16 protein-coding genes are annotated in these 18,115 nt (G+C 49.1%); all 16 read left to right on the forward strand.

Features of this window, described 5'->3' with window-relative positions:
* Positions 1-67: 67 nt before the first annotated feature.
* On the forward strand, positions 68-1,726 hold the full coding sequence (locus NSQ68_RS00225; protein ID WP_342427627.1) for a polysaccharide biosynthesis protein: 1,659 nt from the start codon (positions 68-70) through the stop codon (positions 1,724-1,726).
* Between the two features lie 158 nt (positions 1,727-1,884).
* Entirely contained in the window at positions 1,885-3,384 is a 1,500-nt protein-coding gene (gene mazG, locus NSQ68_RS00230; protein ID WP_307354272.1) for a nucleoside triphosphate pyrophosphohydrolase, read from the forward strand.
* 333 nt (positions 3,385-3,717) lie between these two features.
* The gene (locus NSQ68_RS00235; RefSeq protein ID WP_341162627.1) at positions 3,718-3,990 is read left to right on the forward strand and encodes an HU family DNA-binding protein; all 273 of its coding nucleotides are present in this window, start codon (positions 3,718-3,720) and stop codon (positions 3,988-3,990) included.
* Complete coding sequence (locus tag NSQ68_RS00240) at positions 3,990-4,268, forward strand: RNA-binding S4 domain-containing protein (protein WP_016818913.1); 279 nt, start codon at positions 3,990-3,992, stop codon at positions 4,266-4,268. The genes NSQ68_RS00235 and NSQ68_RS00240 overlap by 1 nt, the downstream gene beginning before the upstream one ends.
* Before the next feature lie 179 nt (positions 4,269-4,447).
* Complete coding sequence (gene yabP / locus NSQ68_RS00245) at positions 4,448-4,732, forward strand: sporulation protein YabP (RefSeq protein WP_025721693.1); 285 nt, start codon at positions 4,448-4,450, stop codon at positions 4,730-4,732.
* Complete coding sequence (yabQ, locus tag NSQ68_RS00250) at positions 4,729-5,307, forward strand: spore cortex biosynthesis protein YabQ (protein ID WP_307354271.1); 579 nt, start codon at positions 4,729-4,731, stop codon at positions 5,305-5,307. The genes yabP and yabQ overlap by 4 nt, the downstream gene beginning before the upstream one ends.
* Positions 5,308-5,311: 4 nt before the next feature.
* Positions 5,312-5,641, forward strand: a complete 330-nt coding sequence (locus tag NSQ68_RS00255) for a septum formation initiator family protein (protein ID WP_029514621.1) — start codon at positions 5,312-5,314, stop codon at positions 5,639-5,641.
* A 123-nt stretch (positions 5,642-5,764) separates the two neighbouring features.
* Complete coding sequence (locus NSQ68_RS00260) at positions 5,765-6,289, forward strand: S1 domain-containing RNA-binding protein (RefSeq protein ID WP_014279051.1); 525 nt, start codon at positions 5,765-5,767, stop codon at positions 6,287-6,289.
* Between the two features lie 505 nt (positions 6,290-6,794).
* On the forward strand, positions 6,795-9,302 hold the full coding sequence (spoIIE, locus tag NSQ68_RS00265) for a stage II sporulation protein E (protein WP_342427628.1): 2,508 nt from the start codon (positions 6,795-6,797) through the stop codon (positions 9,300-9,302).
* A gap of 127 nt (positions 9,303-9,429) precedes the next feature.
* On the forward strand, positions 9,430-10,179 hold the full coding sequence (locus NSQ68_RS00270) for a hypothetical protein (RefSeq protein ID WP_307354268.1): 750 nt from the start codon (positions 9,430-9,432) through the stop codon (positions 10,177-10,179).
* Complete coding sequence (locus tag NSQ68_RS00275; protein ID WP_342429041.1) at positions 10,163-11,101, forward strand: serine/threonine protein kinase; 939 nt, start codon at positions 10,163-10,165, stop codon at positions 11,099-11,101. Before NSQ68_RS00270 ends, NSQ68_RS00275 begins: the two co-directional genes overlap by 17 nt.
* A 66-nt stretch (positions 11,102-11,167) precedes the next feature.
* Positions 11,168-12,616: a tRNA lysidine(34) synthetase TilS gene (gene tilS / locus NSQ68_RS00280; protein ID WP_342427629.1), complete on the forward strand. Its 1,449-nt coding sequence runs from the start codon at positions 11,168-11,170 to the stop codon at positions 12,614-12,616.
* Positions 12,617-12,663: 47 nt separating this feature from the next.
* A complete protein-coding gene (gene hpt, locus NSQ68_RS00285; RefSeq protein ID WP_023986447.1) occupies positions 12,664-13,203 on the forward strand; it encodes a hypoxanthine phosphoribosyltransferase in 540 nt (179 codons plus the stop codon).
* 97 nt (positions 13,204-13,300) lie between these two features.
* The gene (gene ftsH, locus NSQ68_RS00290) at positions 13,301-15,340 is read left to right on the forward strand and encodes an ATP-dependent zinc metalloprotease FtsH (protein WP_028542511.1); all 2,040 of its coding nucleotides are present in this window, start codon (positions 13,301-13,303) and stop codon (positions 15,338-15,340) included.
* A 277-nt stretch (positions 15,341-15,617) separates the two neighbouring features.
* Positions 15,618-17,231: an L-aspartate oxidase gene (gene nadB, locus NSQ68_RS00295; RefSeq protein WP_342427630.1), complete on the forward strand. Its 1,614-nt coding sequence runs from the start codon at positions 15,618-15,620 to the stop codon at positions 17,229-17,231.
* Positions 17,221-18,111, forward strand: coding sequence for a carboxylating nicotinate-nucleotide diphosphorylase (gene nadC / locus NSQ68_RS00300; RefSeq protein ID WP_342427631.1), 891 nt, complete (start codon positions 17,221-17,223; stop codon positions 18,109-18,111). The genes nadB and nadC overlap by 11 nt, the downstream gene beginning before the upstream one ends.
* Positions 18,112-18,115: the final 4 nt, after the last annotated feature.

The following is an 18,115-nucleotide window of genomic DNA, read 5'->3' on the forward strand; positions in this document are numbered from 1 at the left end:
CCTGAGAAGAGGCGGTATAATAGGACTCGGGTAAGATGCATATTTCAGGTGGGAGTGGAGACGGAGAATGCAGGAAAATCGCGCCGCTTCGCGGCTGCTACGAGGTGCTGTCATTTTGACACTGGCAGCGGTAGCAAGCAAGCTGATCGGCACAGTGCAAAAAATTCCGCTGCAGAATATCGGCGGCGACGGCGTATTTGGCATTTATAATACGGTTTATCCTTTTTATACGCTGTTTATTACCATTGCAGCTGCTGGATTTCCGGCTGCAATATCCAAATTTGTAGCTGAGTTTGAGGCAGTGGGAAACCGAGCAGCGGGGCAACGTGTTGCTCGGTTATCTTCGCTTGTATTGGGTGTTTTCGGGTTGATCCTGGGCGTGCTGATGTATACGTGTGCGCCGCTCATTGGTCAATGGATCGACAATACTCATGTCATTCCGTCGGTGAGGGCGGCGGCGTTTGCCTTTTTGTTCGTGCCGGTTATGGCGGGACTGAGAGGATATTTTCAAGGTTTGCAAAATATGCTTCCGACTGCTGTTTCCCAAGTGACGGAGCAGGCGATACGGGTAAGCGTGATGATTATACTGTTGCTGCTCATGCTGTCACAAGGAGCGGGAGCAGATATGATTGCTGCCGGAGCAGTGTTTGGTTCAGCAGCAGGTGGAGCAGCGGGCTTGGTCGTCATGTTGCTATATTGGCGAAATCACAGAAAGAGGCTTAGAAGGCAAGGGACGGTCATGGCGACAGTGCAAGCACAAACTGGAGAGCTATACCCAGCCGAAAGCAACGGTGCCTTGTTAAAGGCGCTGCTGCGTTATGCCCTGCCTGTTTGCCTTGGAGCGCTAGCCGTTCCGCTAATTAGCCTGGTAGACACATTTACTGTACCTCGCTTGTTAAAGCAGGAGGGATTGGACGATACTGCGGTTATGGTGGCCTTTGGCGTGTATAACCGAGGTCTGCCGCTGGTACAGCTTGTTATGATGTTTGCCACCACCCTGTCGGCATTATTCATTCCATCGCTGGCTGAGGCGCGGGTGACCGGCGGTACGGAACTGGCACGTCGTCAGTGCGAGCAATCGCTGCGCTGGTTTTGGCTACTGGGACTGGCCGCTGCGACAGGTTTGATCGTGCTGGCTGTGCCCGTCAATGTGATGCTGTATGCGGACGACACCGGCAGCGGGGTCATGCGCTGGATGGCGCTAACCGCCGTAGGCGGCACGCTCAGCATCATCTCGGCTGCGCTGCTGCAAGGGCTTGGCGCGGTTCGCGCGCCGGCTCTGGCGATGCTCGCGGCCGCAGCAGCCAAGGCGCTGCTAAACTGGCTGCTCGTGCCGCAGCTAGGCACGGCTGGAGCCGCCATTGCGGGGGCTGTCGCCTATCTCCTGGCGGCGGTGATCAACATCGCGCTGCTGGCTCGCTTGGTAGGCCTGCGCGCGAGCTGGTCCGCCAGCGTGCTCAAGCCGGCGGCGCTGCTTATCGCCCTGGCTGGTGCGGCCGGGGCCGCGATGTGGGGCACCAGCGCTGTGCTGGGTGCCTTGGGGTGGGTTGCCGGAGGTCGTGCCACGGCAGCCGCGGAGAGCCTGCTGGGCGTAGCCGCAGGCGCCGTAGTGTTCGTGATCGGCCTCGCACGCTTGAGGCTAATCACGGAGGACGAGCTTGTGGCAGTGCCCAAGCTCGGACGCCCGCTGGCAGCCGTGTTGCGCAGGCTACGTGTACTGGCTTAGCCAGGCATACGGCTTACGGCGTGAAAGCGGCACAGCCATTTTATGAGCCTATACCACTTTGTGGTATAGTAAATGCCAAAGCAAAGGAAGCGGAAGCGGGGTTAGGCCGTGTATTTTTTCGAGCATGAACCTTGTTTCTGCGAAACGGAGGATTGGATATGAGCGTAACATTAACGGTCGTAGGTCTGGGCTCGGGAGATCCGGATCAGCTTACGATAGGGATATTGAACAAAATGCGGGGCGCTTCAGCGCTGTATCTGCGGACCAAGGAGCATCCTGCGGTTCAAGTACTGAATGAGTTTGAAGTGGCTTTTGAGTCGTTTGACAAGGTATATGAGACAAAGGAGTCTTTTCCAGAGGTATACGAGGAAATTACCAGCCAATTGATTACGACGGCTGCTAAGGCGGCAGACGGAAGCGAAATCGTCTATGCGGTTCCCGGTCACCCGATGGTGGCAGAAGCAGCGGTGCAGTTGCTTAAGGAGCGTTGTCCTGCGCAAGGGATTGAACTGAATATTCTGGGCGGCGAAAGTTTCCTGGATGAAGCCTTTGTGCGTCTTGGTTTTGATCCGATTGAGGGTTTCCAACTGTTGGACGCAGGTACACTGGATGCCAGCTGGCTCCAGCCTCAGCTGCATACGCTGATCGGACAGGTGTATGACACCTTCACGGCTTCTGATGTGAAGCTGTGCCTGATGGAGCGGTATCCTGACGATTATGAGGTATATGTCGGTCACGCTCTTGGGGTAGAAGGGGAGGAAGCGGTGCATAAGGTGCCGCTGTACGAGCTGGATCGAGTAGAGGGCTACGGGAACCTATCCTTGGTATACATACCTCGCAGTGAGGATGAGGCGCTGAAACGGCGTTCTTTTGACCGTCTACACGAGATTGTCGATATTTTACGCAGCCCGGAAGGCTGTCCTTGGGATCGTGAACAAACACATCAGTCGATCCGCAAAAATCTGATCGAAGAAACGTATGAAGTCATCGAAACGATAGATGAGGACGACCCTGAGCATATGAAGGAAGAGCTGGGCGATCTGTTGTTGCAAATTTTGCTGCATGCCCAAATGGAAGAGGAAGTCGGAACCTTCAATGTGTATGATGTTATACAGGGGCTGAATGATAAGCTTATTTTCCGTCATCCACATGTATTTGGTGACAATCAAGCGAATGATGCGGAAGAAGCGCTGCAAAACTGGGAGCAGATGAAGGCTGAGGAAAAACGGCTTAAAGGCACGACGGCGGCATACCCTTCTGTACTGGACGGGGTTCCGCGAGATCTGCCTGCTCTTATGAAATCGTACAAGCTCCAGAAGAAAGCAGCTAAAGTGGGCTTTAACTGGGATAGCATTGAGGGCGTATTCGATAAATTGGACGAAGAAGTGGCTGAGCTGAAGGAAGCGGTTCGTGAAGGGCATGCTGTGGAAGCCCAGTTGCTGGAGTTAGGCGATGTGCTATTTGTTGCCGTGAATGCAGCCCGGTTTATGGGAGTAGACCCGGAAGAGGCATTGTCGGCCACCAATCGCAAATTTGTCGACCGTTTCCAGTATATTGAGCAGAAATTACGCGAGCAGGGGCGTCGTCCCGAAGAAAGCAGCGTAGATGAAATGGAGACTTACTGGCAAGAAGCGAAAAAGCTCCTTGGTAAAGCATGATTCAACATATTCGCTTTTGGCTGCACAGAACAGTAAAATGAGACATATGCAGGGTTGAAAGAAGGCTCAGTTTGAGAAGACTTGCCAATGGGCAGAGTTTTGTAGTAGGATGTTGGCTTAACTGGGGTCGAATAAAAAAACGCCTGTCATTGCAGGATTTTTACGGACAAGCCAGAATAACTTGTAGTAATTCTGAAAATAACTGTAGCTTATAGTTAAGCGTGCTACAGTGACATTCAGAAGGGCTTCGGCCACAGTTGGACCTCACGTCTGCTCCATCAATGGACATGCAGCGTGATGATTATTTTTTGACATTTGGGAGGCTTTTATCTTATGAACAAGACAGATCTGATCAACAATATTTCCAGCAAAAGCGGTTTGAGCAAACGTGACGTTGAAGCTGTATTGAATGGCGTTCTTGGTGAAATTACAGATGCACTCGCTGGCGGTGACAAAGTGCAACTGATCGGCTTTGGTACTTTCGAAACACGCAAGCGTTCCAGCCGTACAGGCCGCAATCCACAAACCGGTAACACGATTGAAATTCCAGAATCGACCGTTCCTGCTTTTAAAGCCGGTAATAAGCTTAAAGAAGCCGTTAACTAATGCGTCTTGATAAATTCTTGAAAGTCTCGCGGCTGATTAAGCGGCGTACGGTAGCCAAGGACGTCTCCGAACAAGGGAGAGTGCTGGTGAACGGACGCGAAGCCAAGCCGAGCAGTGCGGTCAAAGTAGGCGATGAAATTACCGTCCAGTTTGGCCAGAAGCTGGTGACCGTGCGAGTGGAACGGCTCGCCGACACTACACGCAAGGACGAGGCTGCAAGTATGTACACGTTGGTAAAGGAAGAGCCTATTGCCAGGGACAATGGTTTGAACTGGTAAGCAGACATCTGATTTTTTCACAACTGTACATGAAAGCACTCCTTCATTATTTTATGAAGGAGTGCTTTTTTTTCTTTAGATGACGAGTTTTCGTCCATCATATGCTGATTAACAGCAAAAGCGGTTCTAAATCATACAGTCCCCTTCATAAGCTAAGAACAGAAGGAGGGGTACATGCCATGATTGAACAAGGGAAGTCCAAGCACCATGATCTGCGCATGCAAAGCCGCAAGCAACTCGATATTTCAGGCGTCAGCAATGTGGAGAGCTTTGACAGTGAAGAATTTTTGCTTCAGACCGAGCTGGGCCATCTCACCATTCGCGGACAACATTTACATATCAAAAACCTCAGTCTAGAAGAGGGACTGTTGTCCATTGAAGGTCTGATTACTTCCCTCGTCTACCTGGAGCCCGGGGCCCCGGCCAAAAACGGAAAAAGCCTATTCGGCAAGATCTTCAAATGAACCCTTACACGCAATGGCTGACGTTAACGTGGATGCTGTTGTCGGGCATAGCCATGGGAGTGGTGTTTGACAGCTACCGGGTGCTGTCCATCCGCTTTCATTTTGCCCGCTGGAGCGTTCATATGTTGGACGTGCTGTACTGGGTGGCCTCGGCTTTGTTTATTTTCCGTGTGCTATACGCGAGTAATCGCGGTGAGCTGCGGTTTTATGTCTTTTTAGGACTACTTTTGGGGGTTTGGCTCTATTTTTGGGCCTTTAGTGTTACAACCCAACGTTTTGTGGTAATGTTATTAGAGATAGTTCGCAGACTGACGTTGATCGTGAACAGCATACTGCGCATCCTGATTGTTCTTCCGGTGTTAGCGCTGTATCGGCTGTTACGCAAGCTGGTCGGATGGACATGGGCACTTATTGTGTTCCTGGGAAGGATGCTGATATACATCCTGATGCCGGTTTGGAAGCCGATCCTATGGCTGATCGGTCCGCTTAAAGCGCGCTGGAGGATTCCAGAGTCGCTCGTAAAGCTGGGTATCAGACTGAAAAACACAGCGAAAAGATGGTTTGGAAGGAGGTAGTATCATGCGTAATTCGTCTGTAGATCGCCATTCATCTTCTACGTCCAAGTCCAACGCGGGCGGGCGCAGGCGAATCATGATTTGGTTGCTATCGCTTGCCGCCTTTGGTAGTTGGGCAATTTTTACCTTTTTTTCTCAAGGCATGATTATGGCCGATCGAAATGAACAGCTCATCCAGAAGGAAAAGCAGAAGCAAGCTGCTACACAAACGGAACAACAGCTTCAAACCGAAGTGAATCGTCTCAAGGACCCTGAGTACATTGGCGAGATTGCCAGAAGCAAGTACGGTCTTTACAAACCGGAAGAGACGCCAATCATCGGAGATCAGAAATAGGAACATTATCGGGCCAATGCTTAGTTGACCTTGGTTCCGCCATTTTGTATAATCAAATCACCACAGCGGGATTTTTTTGCAAAAAAATCGGTTGTATATTTTAAGGGAGGATCATTTTATTCTATGGCAATTGAAGTGGGCACCAAGTTAGAGGGCAAAGTGACAGGCATCACGCATTTTGGAGCATTTGTGGATTTGTCTGGAGGTGTCACGGGTCTCGTTCACATCTCGGAAATCGCCGATAACTATGTTAAGGATGTTAACGACCACCTGAAGATTAATGATGTCGTGACGGTGAAAGTCATTAATGTTGACAAAGATGGCAAAATCGGACTTTCCATTAAGCAAACGATTGACAAGCCGGCAAGTGAAGCCCGTCCCCCAAGAGCTCCAAGACCGGAGCGTACAGGAGGACCAGGCGGAGGCGACCGTTTCGGCGGTGGAGGTTCAGGTCCAAGTCAAGGACGCGGTGGTGGTGGCGGTGGTTTCAACCGCGATCGTGGAGGCCGTTCTTTCAAGCCTGCACCGGGTAAACCTTCATTTGAGGATAAAATGTCACGCTTCCTGAAAGATAGTGAGGAACGCATTTCGTCGCTGAAAAAGAACACCGAAGGTAAACGCGGAGGACGCGGCGCGAAGCGTGTTTAATTCACTTTGACAACCGTATCAACCATACACGGAAAACCGTACAGTCGAAAGACTGCTACGGTTTTTTTGCGTTCTACCGACAATAGATGCGATATGCAATGGTGTGGACGATAAATCCGGTTATCGTTATACATGCATTTTATGAGATTCGCAATTTTGATGAAGACGAGAAAAGCATTCGTGCTGGAAAGCGGATGTTTTTTTTGTCGTGAGGACATAATCGTCCGACAAACTCCAACGGTTTTCCGTCTATCTTCTGTGCAAATCGCTAGTCTTGGTCATAGTGATGGACGACATAGAGAGGTCAAGCAAGGAGTTAAGAGACACGACTTCCATCTGCTTCCATACGGGCGTAGCTTGATGTTCAAGGCGATGCTCTGTCCTTTCGCGCAGAACGTTTTTTTGTCGGAAATTTCTTGGAATAAGACGTGAGGTTCTGACAAACTTTCTCAATCGTTCCGGTTTAAGATGGGAACATCAAATTGATGAATGGGGTGCCTGACGCATGATGGAGAAATGGAACGTGGTACATTTTCCGGGGTTAAAATCTAGAAAGTCCAAATCCAAAGAGCGTACGGAAGGTTGGTCTTCCAGACTCAAGAAACGGCTGGATTCACATAAAGGGGTGCAATGGGTAATGGCGCAAAGATGGATGCTGCTATTGTCGGCTATGGGAGTTCTACTGGGACGCGCCACTATTTTGGACGAGCTTTCTCCTTTTGCCCTCGCTTATTTTGCGGTCATTACGTTTCTTCGGCGTGACCTGATGCTGCCTGTAGCTGTATCCGTTGTGTTAGGCAGCCTGTTAGCTCCTTACCCATCGTTATTTATGATTGGCGGTGAGCTACTGGTATTTTATCTCCTGTATCGCGGGCTACGAACCTTCGATCGTCTGGAATTATCCTATGCCCCGCTTATGGTTTTCTTGTCTGTGTTTATGGTCAATTTATTTAACGCCGTGATGGCTCCAACTTTCACATGGTATGAACTTATCATTGTGGGAACGGATGCGGTTCTCAGCTTTATGCTTACGCTGGTATTCACACAGGCCATACCGTTGTTTACGTACCGCAAGAAGACAAGCCAGCTCAAAAATGAGGAAATTTTATGTCTTATTATTTTATTAGCCTCTGTGATGACGGGAGCAGTAGGATGGACTGTTCATTCATTGTCTGTCGATCATGTGCTGTCACGATATTTGGTCTTGGTGTTTGCTTTGGTGGGAGGTGCTTCGCTGGGTGCATCGGTCGGTGTCATTACCGGTTTAATTTTAAGCTTGGCCAATATGTCTGCAATTGTGCAGATGAGTTTACTCGCTTTTGCAGGTTTGCTAGCAGGGATGCTGCGTGAAGGGAAAAAAGGCGCTGTTGCGCTTGGGATGCTGCTAGGCTCCTCAATTCTGACGATCTATTTGGATGGGACCGGAGACGTGCTGGCATCAACCTGGGAGAGCTGTGCGGCGATTCTATTATTTTTAATGACCCCAAAAAGTTTCTTTAAAGCGGTTTCTACCTATGTTCCCGGTACGCAGGACCACGCCAAATCTCAGCATGAGTATGCCAAAAGGGTCCGCGATCTCACCGCAGAGCGAGTAACGAAGTTTTCCCGTGTATTCAGTCAGCTATCCCGCAGCTTTCACCAGATATCTGCAAGTGAGAGCGCGAAGTCGGATGGTGAAATCGAACACTTTATGAATGCGGTGGCGGAAGGGACATGTGCCTCCTGCTTCAAGTGTGAGCAGTGCTGGGACGGCAAGTTCATGCAAACCCATCAGTATATGACGGAAATGATGAGCGCCATTGAGGACAACCCGGATTTGGAGCCGGAACAGATACCCCCGCAATGGAGCAAGGCATGTGCTAAAACGGGCGCTGTCCTGCAAGTGATGAAGCAGCAGTATAGCCTCTACCAACATAATATGCAGTGGAAGCGCCAAGTATACGATAGTCGTCAGCTTGTTGCTGACCAGCTATCGGGCGTATCACAAATCATGGAGGATTTAGCGCGAGAAATTCAGCGGGAAGGGCAGACCATGCATCGGCAGGAGGAGCAAATACGGGAGGCTCTTGATAGACTGGGCTTGTCCATCCAATCTATTGAGATTATTAATTTGGATGCAGGTCAGGTAGAAATTGAGATTGTCCATGCCTATACAAGGGGATTTGATGAATGTCGGAAAATCATTGCTCCACTTCTGTCGGACATACTGGACGAGCATATAGCTGTGATGCGCGAAACGGAGGCAGATCGCCGCCAAGGCTTGGCTACAGTCATGTTCGGCTCTGCTAAAACGTATGAGATTGCTACAGGAGTAGCTAGTGCCGCCAAAGGAGGCGATTTTTTCTCAGGAGACAGTTACAGCATGATGGAGCTAGGAAACGGGACCTTTGCAGTCTCTTTAAGCGATGGTATGGGGAACGGAGAGCGCGCGCAGCAAGAGAGCAGTGCAGCACTTAACATTTTGGAGGAATTACTGCAATCGGGTATGGACGAAAAATTGGCGATCAAGTCAGTTAACTCTGTCCTGATGCTGCGATCACCTGAGGAAATGTATGCTACGGTCGATATGGCGCTGATTGATCAATACACGGCCCAGACAACCTTTATGAAAATTGGGTCTACGCCAAGCTTTATTAAAAGAGGAGAGGAGGTCATTCCCGTATCTGCCAGCAACTTGCCGATTGGGATTATACAGGATATTGAAATTGACTTGGTATCCCTGCAGCTCCAGCCGGGTGATATTCTCATTATGATTACAGACGGTATATACGACTCACCGGGTTATGCAGTTAATAAAGAAATATGGATGAAACGCATGATTCAGGAAATTGAAAGCGAAGATCCACAGCAGTTGGCCGACTGTTTACTAGAAAGGGTCATTCGATACCAACAAAATCAAATCTATGATGATATGACTGTAGTCGTTAGTAAAATAGATCACTTCCGCCCAGAATGGGCAACTCTCCATGTACCTGGCATGAGGTGGTTGGAACGTCCACGGACGGTGAGCTAATCCGACATTGCCCGGGAAATTCCCTATTCGTTTTTTAAAAATCCGCATCCTTCGTTTGAATCGTTCCGGATTAGGCAAAGATAGAATCTATCGGGATAGATTAAGAGGAAGCGGAGGTCAAAAAACGATGAAGCAAATTTTGATCATTACAGACGGATGCTCAAATGTAGGTGTTAGCCCAGTCATGGCGGCTGCCCAAGCTTTACGGGAAGGTATCACAGTGAACGTCGCCGGAGTCATAGATTATGGAACTATTGGTGAGCTTGGCAGTGCGGAGATTCAAGAAATTGCTAAGGCAGGGGGAGGGTTTAGCCAAATCGTAGGGACGAAGCAGTTGGCGCAGACCATGCAGATGATGACGCGCAAAACGGTGGTTCAAACCATTCAGCAGGCGGTTAATAGAGAGTTAACGCACATTCTGGGTGAGGGTGGCGCCAAACATATCGGTGAACTTCCTCCGGCAAAACGGGCCCAAGTAGTTGAGGTGATGGATGAGCTGACAGAAACAAGCAACCTTGAGATTGCCTTGCTCATTGATGCAAGTGCGAGCATGAAGCCCAAGCTGCCTGCTGTAGAGGACAGCATTCGCGATTTGCTGCTCAGTTTACAGTCTAGAAGCGGACACAGCCGTATATCTGTATTTCATTTTCCAGGCGGTAAAATGGGAGAAGATGCAGTCATGGATATCGGTTGGACCTCTGAGCTTAACCAGATCAAATCGATATTTGGACGCTTGCGGATGAAAGGGGCGACGCCGACAGGTCCTGCCATTTTACAAGTGATTGATTATTACCGATATGTTACACTAGGAGAACAGAAGGATCTGGAAGAATCCTATGGCAAAGGAGAAGGGATGCTCGGTGACTACGTCGTCTGATCCCGTTCTTGCACCCGGAACGGTCATCAAGGGCAAGTGGAAGCGGAGCAGCTATGTCATCCAGCGCTTGTTGGGCCGGGGAGCGAACGGAACTGTATATTTGGTAAAAGAAGCACAGGCCGATCGGCAATTTGCTCTGAAAATGGGGAAGAACACGCTTGATCTGCAATCGGAGATTAATGTGCTGACCACATTGCAGTCTCAGGGGACTCAGGCCGCCCTCCAGCGAAATGGAAATCCTTCCTTTTTGTTTGAGGTGGATGATGTAGTGTTACGCAGCGGGGAGATCCCCTTTTATGTTATGCGATATGTTAAGGGTGATCCGCTTCATCGCTTTGTGGCAGTCAAAGGGCCGGAATGGTATGGTGTGGCTGGAACCGGTATACTGAACCGTCTGGCGGATCTCCATCAGGCAGGATGGGTGTTTGGTGACCTGAAGCCGCAGAATATTTTGGTCAATGCCTATGGAGAGGCTGAATTAATTGACTATGGTGGGGTGTCTCTTGCTGGTCGGAGTGTCAAACAATTTACGGAATGGTATGACAGAGGATTCTGGAATGCTGGTAGCCGAAATGCCGATTCCCAGTATGACCTGTTTGCCTTCGCTCTTCTAACGATTCATATATTGGAGAGCGAATCGTTAAAGGCGGCTGCCAGTAGGCTGCCACAGTTGCGTAATACGGCAGAATTGACGGTCATCATTCGCCGCAGTCGTGTATTACGCCCCTATGCCGAATGGCTACTGGGTGCAGTGCGTGGAGAATATTCCGATACTCGTGCAGCGGCCCGATCTTGGTCACGTTTGGCTTCCGCACATGTCAGGCAATCGTCGGTCAAAAGAGGGAATCCACGCTGGCTGGGATATGCTTTCACGGTATCGCTTTTGCTGCTTGCCGGAGCGCTCTGGATTGCGTTAAGGTAGCAGCATGACTTACATAAGATAACAGATGATCATCATTTTTACGGTCGGGAGAAAAGAGGGTCGGGAATGGGAACAACAAAACCGACCGGTGTTGTACAGGAAGTGCTCGCCTTGGCGCGAGATCATTCACTGTGGAGCCCCGGAGACCGCATTGTGGTTGCTGTATCCGGTGGGCCGGATTCGGTGGCCCTTTTGCACATTTTACATGAAATATCCGTTATACATATGCCTTTACAACTCGTCTGCGCTCACGTTCATCATGGATTCAGACCAGAGGAATCGGATGCGGAGGCTGAAGTGGTACGCAATATTGCCCGAAAGCTTGAACTTCCATTTGAAATGACTCGGGTTGATGTACCCGCTTATATGAAGGAGAGTGGGAAGGGACCGCAGGAAGCAGCACGCGAGCTGCGCTACAGCTTTTTACATGATATGGCTACAAAGTGGGAAGCACAGCATATTGCAATGGCTCACCACGGCGACGATCAAGCCGAAACGGTTCTCTTGCACTTGCTGCGTGGTAGCGGTCCAGCAGGTTTGGCGGGTATGCGTTTGGCACGCAAGGAAAAAAATGTGCAACTCATTCGCCCGCTGCTACGTATGTACAAGGCTGACCTGATTGAGTTTTGTAACTTGTATGGTCTTTCCTATATGATAGACAGCACTAATTTATCGACCAAATACCGCCGTAACGCCATCCGCATGGATGTGCTTCCTTTTTTGGGGCAATATAATGAGCGACTGACACCGTCCCTAAACCGGTTGGCCGAAACGATGGCTGACGAAAATGACTTTATGGAGGCATCTACGCTGTCAGCATACGAGAAAATGGTGAGCTTGGATAATGGCAGGTACATGTTTCCCATCGCTTCATACCGTAAGCTACCCGTTGCTTTACAACGGAGGTTGATTAAACTAATATTAAATTATCTGCCTTCGGACAGTGAAAATTTTGATTTTCGTAAAATTGAAACCGTTCGACTAAGACTTCTCCAAGAGGCATCGTCTACATGGAGTTTGGATTTGGGAGGCGGTGCGGTTGGAGTCCGCGAATATGACCAAGCGGTTTTGTTTGACCGTACGCAAGTCGTTATGGGCGAATGGTGCTATGGACTAAGTGTATTGCCTATTTCCGGTGAGCTAGAGTTGCCTGAGGCAGATGGTATACTTCGGTGGCGAAGGGCTTCCTATTTGGACGGGGACCATCCGGCCAATAAGGAGGAAGCGTGGTTCGACGCAGATCAATTGAGTCTGCCTCTGACTGTACGCTCGCGATTACCTGGAGATACGATGTATGTAATGGGATTAAACGGAAGAAAAAAGGTTAAAGATATTTTTATTAATGAAAAAATACCTCCTTCAATGCGTTCCGTTATTCCCATCGTCTGCGACCACTCTGGAGCTATTCTCTGGATTCCGGGCGTACGACGTTCTGTACATGCCGCGGTGCAAGAGCACACGTCTTCGGTTATATATATGTCATGGCAAAGACGAGAGAGTCCGGGGCACCGGTAATTGCACAGGAACGGCTTTCATAGTATAAACTTAGGAGGTTTACACCGTTGCAAAATGATATTCAGGAAATATTGATCAGCGAAGAAGAAATTCAGAGTAAAATTAAGGAATTGGGTGCACAGCTCAGCGTAAAATATGAGGGGAAAAATCCATTGGTGATTTGCGTACTGAAAGGTGCGTTTATCTTTATGGCTGATTTGGTTAAATCCATTACAGTGCCGTTGGAGCTTGATTTCATGGCTGTATCAAGTTACGGAGCCTCCACAAAATCCTCAGGTATCATAAAAATCATTAAGGATTTGGACGCATCTGTGGAAGGACGCGACGTTCTGATTGTCGAAGATATTATCGACAGCGGCCTGACGCTGACACATTTGATTGAACTGCTTAAGAATCGTAATGCCAATTCGGTATGTGTCGTAACCTTGTTCGACAAGCCTGCACGCCGGACGGTTAATCTTGAAGCAGATTATACTGGATTTACGCTTCCAGATGCGTTTGTTGTCGGCTATGGTCTGGACTATGCCGAGCACTACCGGAACCTCCCATACATAGGGATTTTGAAGCCGGAAATCTACACCAGCTAATCTCAGCCTCCAGTCCTAGGACTAAATAAGGCCCTTTGTTGAGAAGGACTTACAGGCTATGGTAAAATAACTTAAGTGTCTCGAGAGGAGGTAGGGGATGAATCGGTTCATCCGGAATTCTGGTTTTTATTTGATTCTTTTTTTAGTTGTGGTGGGTATCGTTCAGTTTGTTAGTAACAGTAACGAAGCCTCCGATCTCCCTAGATATGACCAATTACGGCAAGAGGTTAAAGCTAATAACATCTCTAAAGTAACGGTCCAATTTGACGGTTACGCCTATCTTGTAACCGGTGCATATAAGAAGCAGCCGGCTAATGCTAAATCGACCAATTTTTCCGTATATGTTCCACCAACGGATCAAGCCCTAAGTGAACTGGTAAATGCCAGCGAAACGAACGGGTTTGAATATGTACAGAAGAAAATGGAAGGCGAAAGTATCTGGCTGACGTTTTTGACTTCTATCATTCCTTTGGTGATCATGTTCCTGTTGTTCTTCTTCCTGTTTAATCAGGCACAGGGCGGTGGCGGCAAAGTTATGAACTTCGGCAAGAGCAAAGCCCGTCTGTATAACGAAGAGAAGAAGAAGGTTACGTTCGAGGACGTGGCAGGGGCTGACGAAGAGAAGCAGGAGCTTGTCGAAGTTGTAGAATTCTTGAAGGACCCACGCAAGTTTGCAGCTGTGGGCGCTCGTATTCCGAAAGGTGTTCTGTTAGTGGGCCCTCCAGGTACGGGTAAAACACTCTTGGCGAGAGCTGTTGCAGGCGAGGCTGGAGTACCGTTTTTCAGTATCTCAGGTTCTGATTTTGTAGAAATGTTCGTCGGGGTCGGTGCTTCCCGTGTTCGCGATTTGTTCGAGAACGCGAAGAAGAACGCACCTTGTATCATTTTCATTGATGAGATTGATGCCGTTGGACGTCAACGTGGCGCTGGATTGGGTGGCGGACATGATGAACGTGAGCAGACGCTCAACCAATTGCTCGTAGAAATGGATGGATTCGGCGCAAACGAAGGTATTATCATCGTAGCTGCTACAAACCGTCCGGATATTCTAGACCCGGCGTTGCTTCGTCCAGGACGTTTTGACCGTCAAATTACGGTTGACCGTCCAGATGTTAAAGGCCGTGAAGCAGTATTGTATGTACATGCTCGCAACAAGCCATTAACGAAGGATGTTAAATTGGACGTAATTGCGAAACGTACAACAGGCTTTACAGGCGCTGATCTGGAAAATCTGTTGAACGAAGCTGCCTTGTTGGCGGCTCGTCGTAACCGCAGAGATATTTCGATGCGAGAAGTAGATGAAGCCATCGACCGTGTTATCGTAGGTACAGAAAAACGCAGCCGCGTAATCAGTGACCGCGAGAAACGAATTGTTGCTTATCATGAAGCAGGCCATACGATTATTGGTTTCTTCTTGGAAAATGCTGACATGGTTCACAAGGTAACGATTATTCCACGGGGACGTGCAGGCGGATACGTCATCATGCTTCCGAAGGAAGACCGCATGCTGACAACTAAGCAGGAATTGCTGGACAAAATCACTGGATTGTTGGGTGGACGCGTATCCGAGGAACTGTTCATTGGTGAGATCGGAACAGGAGCCTATAGCGACTTCCAACAAGCAACAAGCATCGCACGTAGCATGATCGTAGAATATGGTATGAGTGAGAAACTTGGTCCGATGCAGTTCGGTACTTCACAAGGCCAAGTATTCCTTGGACGCGATATCGGTCATGAGCAGAACTACAGTGATCAGATCGCTTATCAGATTGACCAGGAGATGAATCGTTTCATCACTGAATCTTATGAGCGTGCTAGAGAACTCCTGACCAAGTATTCCAAAGAGGTTCATTTGATTGCTCAAACCTTGCTGGTAGAAGAAACCTTGGAACTTGAACAAATCAAGCGTTTGATTGAGACAGGTTCTTTGGATGGTGGCACGACTGAGGGAGAAGGAACACCGGAAAACGGTGAGCCTGTGATCGACAACATTGGAGACGTCCGTGTACGTATTCAAGGTAAGGATGACGAGCCTAAGAATACAACGGATCAACCGAATGATATCCCTAATCTGCAAAAGCCAGAGGATGATAACAATTCGGGCAACTCCGGTGGTACTCCACCGACAACAACCTAATCATTCAATGGATAGTTGAATAAGCGTATATGCAAGCTCCGGGGAACCAGGTATTATTGGTTTTCCGGAGCTTTTTAAATGGAAGATTATTGCTAACGTGATTTGACAGACACCGGAACGTTGTGTACATTTATTGTTAAATAAACGGCTGTCGTCTTCTTAGCTTATAAAAGCCAACAGCCGCTGCAATCGACTTTCTATTATTTTGAACATATACGTGAGCGCATACTGTAGAATCTATGGTGTGCGCTATTCTTCTGTGAAATCAGGTGAAGGCATGATTCCAAGATATCTAGTTGATTTTGATGTAGCGGAATTGACCCGATTGGAAGCCGACGTGTTAATTATCGGCTCGGGCATTGCGGGCTTATATACAGCCATTAAGGCTGCAGAGAATCGGAAAGTGTTGCTGATCACCAAGAAGACTTTGATGGAAAGCAACACGCGTTATGCTCAAGGCGGCATTGCTGCTGTCACATCGGACGAGGATACACCAGCTTATCATATGCAGGACACCCTGATTGCTGGTGCAGGTTTGTGCGAACCTGAGGCGGTCAGAACGCTTGTCCATGAAGGTCCAGTTGGTATTCAAGAGTTAATACGTATGGGAACGGCTTTTGATCGTGTGGATGGTGAACTAGCATTGACACGGGAAGGAGCGCATAGCCATCGGCGTATTTTGCATGCGAATGGAGACGCTACGGGTTATGAAATTGTTCGTGCGTTGTCAAAGCAGGTTGCTGCTCATCCCGGTATCGAAGTGTGGGAAGAGTGCATGGTCATCGACCTGCTGACTGAGCATGGTGAGTGTATTGGGGCCCTCGTCCAAAAGCTGGATGGGGAAAGATCGTATATAACTGCAAATGCAACGATTTTGTGCTCAGGAGGTAGCGGGCAATTATACCGTTATACGACTAACCCGGATATTGCAACCGGGGATGGTATTGCTATGGCGTATCGTGCTGGGGCGATTGTCCGGGATATGGAATTCATACAGTTTCATCCTACGGCGTTGTGCCATCCGGGCGCTCCAAGGTTTCTAATTTCCGAAGCTGTACGGGGAGAAGGAGCCGTGTTACGCAATATTCACGGAGAACGCTTCATGGACAAGTATGATTCACGGCAGGAGCTTGCACCCAGAGATATCGTAGCTCGTGCTATCATTCATGAGATGGAACACACTCAAGCTGCGTTTATATACTTGGATATTACGCATGAGCCGCCTGAGCGGGTGAAGCAACGTTTTCCAACCATTTATCGGACATGTCTGTCATTTGGTTTGGATATGACGACAGACTGGATTCCCATTGCGCCTGCTGCGCATTATATGATGGGTGGTGTTCAGACCAATTTACACGGGGAAAGCTCCATTGCGCGTTTATTCGCCTGTGGAGAGACCTCTTCTACAGGTGTTCACGGAGCTAATCGTCTTGCGAGCAATTCATTATCTGAAGCTATTGTATTCGCCAGCAGGATTATTGAGCGACTGCATTCATTGCCACCGCTGGTCGGCCATACGATGATATCTTATAGCGATAACCGCACAGAGTTCCCGGCTTCATCCGTCGCGGAGCAGCGGCATAAGCTGCAAGAAGCAATGGTTCGTTATGCTGGAGTTCGTCGGCACGGCGAGGGGCTGCAAGCAGCATTAGATGAGCTGCAAGGGCAAATGCCTATTTTCGAGGCTGTGATCGCTAGCCGGGAAGATATCGAATTTGCCAATTTGCTCACATGCGCTTTATTAGTAACAGATGGTGCGCTGCTGCGTGAGGAGAGCCGAGGAGCGCATTATCGCGAGGATTTTCCTGAGACAGATGATAGCGTTTGGCGTAAGCATGTTCAGCAGCGACGTGATCAAGGGATAACGGAGGAGTACGTTCATGACATCTAACAGCGAGCTTTATGGAGAGTTTAGTGGATATCAGGAAGAACTGACGGCACAAATTCGCAGCTGGCTGCGAGAAGATACGGGCTCTGGCGATGTGACCACGCGCTGGACGATTGAGCAGGGCCACCAATCCAAGGCTGTCATTCATGCCAAGGAGAGCGGTGTGGTTGCGGGTTTACCCGTGGCTGCCCTTGTATTTCAGGTAGTGGACCCTTCCTTGTCGTTTACTCCGCTGGTGACCGATGGACAGTGGATTGAAAAGGGAAGCGTTTTGGCTGAAGTGAATGGAAGCACCCATGCGATTTTGACCGGGGAGCGATTGGCGTTAAATCTGCTCCAACGGATGTCTGGCATTGCCACGCGGACTCGAGCTTTTATAGATCAATTGCATGGTTTGTCCACCCGCTTGGTGGATACACGCAAAACAACACCAGGACATCGGCTGCTGGAGAAGTATGCTGTTCGTGTAGGCGGTGGCTCGAATCATCGCTTTGGCCTGTACGATGCTGTTATGATTAAGGATAATCATATTAAAGGCGCGGGCGGGATTGGACAAGCGGTAAGTCGAGCGCGTGCCCATATACCGCATACGATGACCATTGAAGTAGAGACGGAAAACATGAACCAAGTTCAGGAAGCCCTGGAAGCTGGGGCGGATATCATTATGCTGGATAACATGTCTGCCCCAGATATGAAGGAAGCCGTTCGGTTCATTCGGGAACGGGCCCCACATGTCAAAACCGAAGCTTCGGGCAATGTATCGCTGGATACAGTGCGTGAGATGGCTGAGAGTGGCGTAGATGTGATTTCTGTAGGCAGGCTGACATACTCTTTTCATAGTCTGGATATCAGTCTTGACCTTAACGCAAAGAAAGATAGGTGACACC

It is taken from the genome of Paenibacillus sp. FSL L8-0158 (assembly GCF_038592965.1).
Lineage (GTDB): Bacteria > Bacillota > Bacilli > Paenibacillales > Paenibacillaceae > Paenibacillus > Paenibacillus polymyxa_D.

Excerpts from the sequence above, each read along its gene's own strand:
- NSQ68_RS00225 (WP_342427627.1), top strand. The coding sequence starts at position 68 with ATGCAGGAAAATCGCGCCGCTTCGCGGCTGCTACGAGGTGCTGTCATT.
- nadB (WP_342427630.1), top strand. The coding sequence starts at position 15,618 with ATGATTCCAAGATATCTAGTTGATTTTGATGTAGCGGAATTGACCCGA.
- yabP (WP_025721693.1), top strand. The coding sequence starts at position 4,448 with ATGATTGAACAAGGGAAGTCCAAGCACCATGATCTGCGCATGCAAAGC.
- NSQ68_RS00235 (WP_341162627.1), top strand. The coding sequence starts at position 3,718 with ATGAACAAGACAGATCTGATCAACAATATTTCCAGCAAAAGCGGTTTG.
- nadC (WP_342427631.1), top strand. The coding sequence starts at position 17,221 with ATGACATCTAACAGCGAGCTTTATGGAGAGTTTAGTGGATATCAGGAA.
- spoIIE (WP_342427628.1), top strand. The coding sequence starts at position 6,795 with ATGATGGAGAAATGGAACGTGGTACATTTTCCGGGGTTAAAATCTAGA.
- NSQ68_RS00270 (WP_307354268.1), top strand. The coding sequence starts at position 9,430 with ATGAAGCAAATTTTGATCATTACAGACGGATGCTCAAATGTAGGTGTT.
- NSQ68_RS00240 (WP_016818913.1), top strand. The coding sequence starts at position 3,990 with ATGCGTCTTGATAAATTCTTGAAAGTCTCGCGGCTGATTAAGCGGCGT.
- mazG (WP_307354272.1), top strand. The coding sequence starts at position 1,885 with ATGAGCGTAACATTAACGGTCGTAGGTCTGGGCTCGGGAGATCCGGAT.
- NSQ68_RS00260 (WP_014279051.1), top strand. The coding sequence starts at position 5,765 with ATGGCAATTGAAGTGGGCACCAAGTTAGAGGGCAAAGTGACAGGCATC.
- yabQ (WP_307354271.1), top strand. The coding sequence starts at position 4,729 with ATGAACCCTTACACGCAATGGCTGACGTTAACGTGGATGCTGTTGTCG.
- ftsH (WP_028542511.1), top strand. The coding sequence starts at position 13,301 with ATGAATCGGTTCATCCGGAATTCTGGTTTTTATTTGATTCTTTTTTTA.
- tilS (WP_342427629.1), top strand. The coding sequence starts at position 11,168 with ATGGGAACAACAAAACCGACCGGTGTTGTACAGGAAGTGCTCGCCTTG.
- NSQ68_RS00255 (WP_029514621.1), top strand. The coding sequence starts at position 5,312 with ATGCGTAATTCGTCTGTAGATCGCCATTCATCTTCTACGTCCAAGTCC.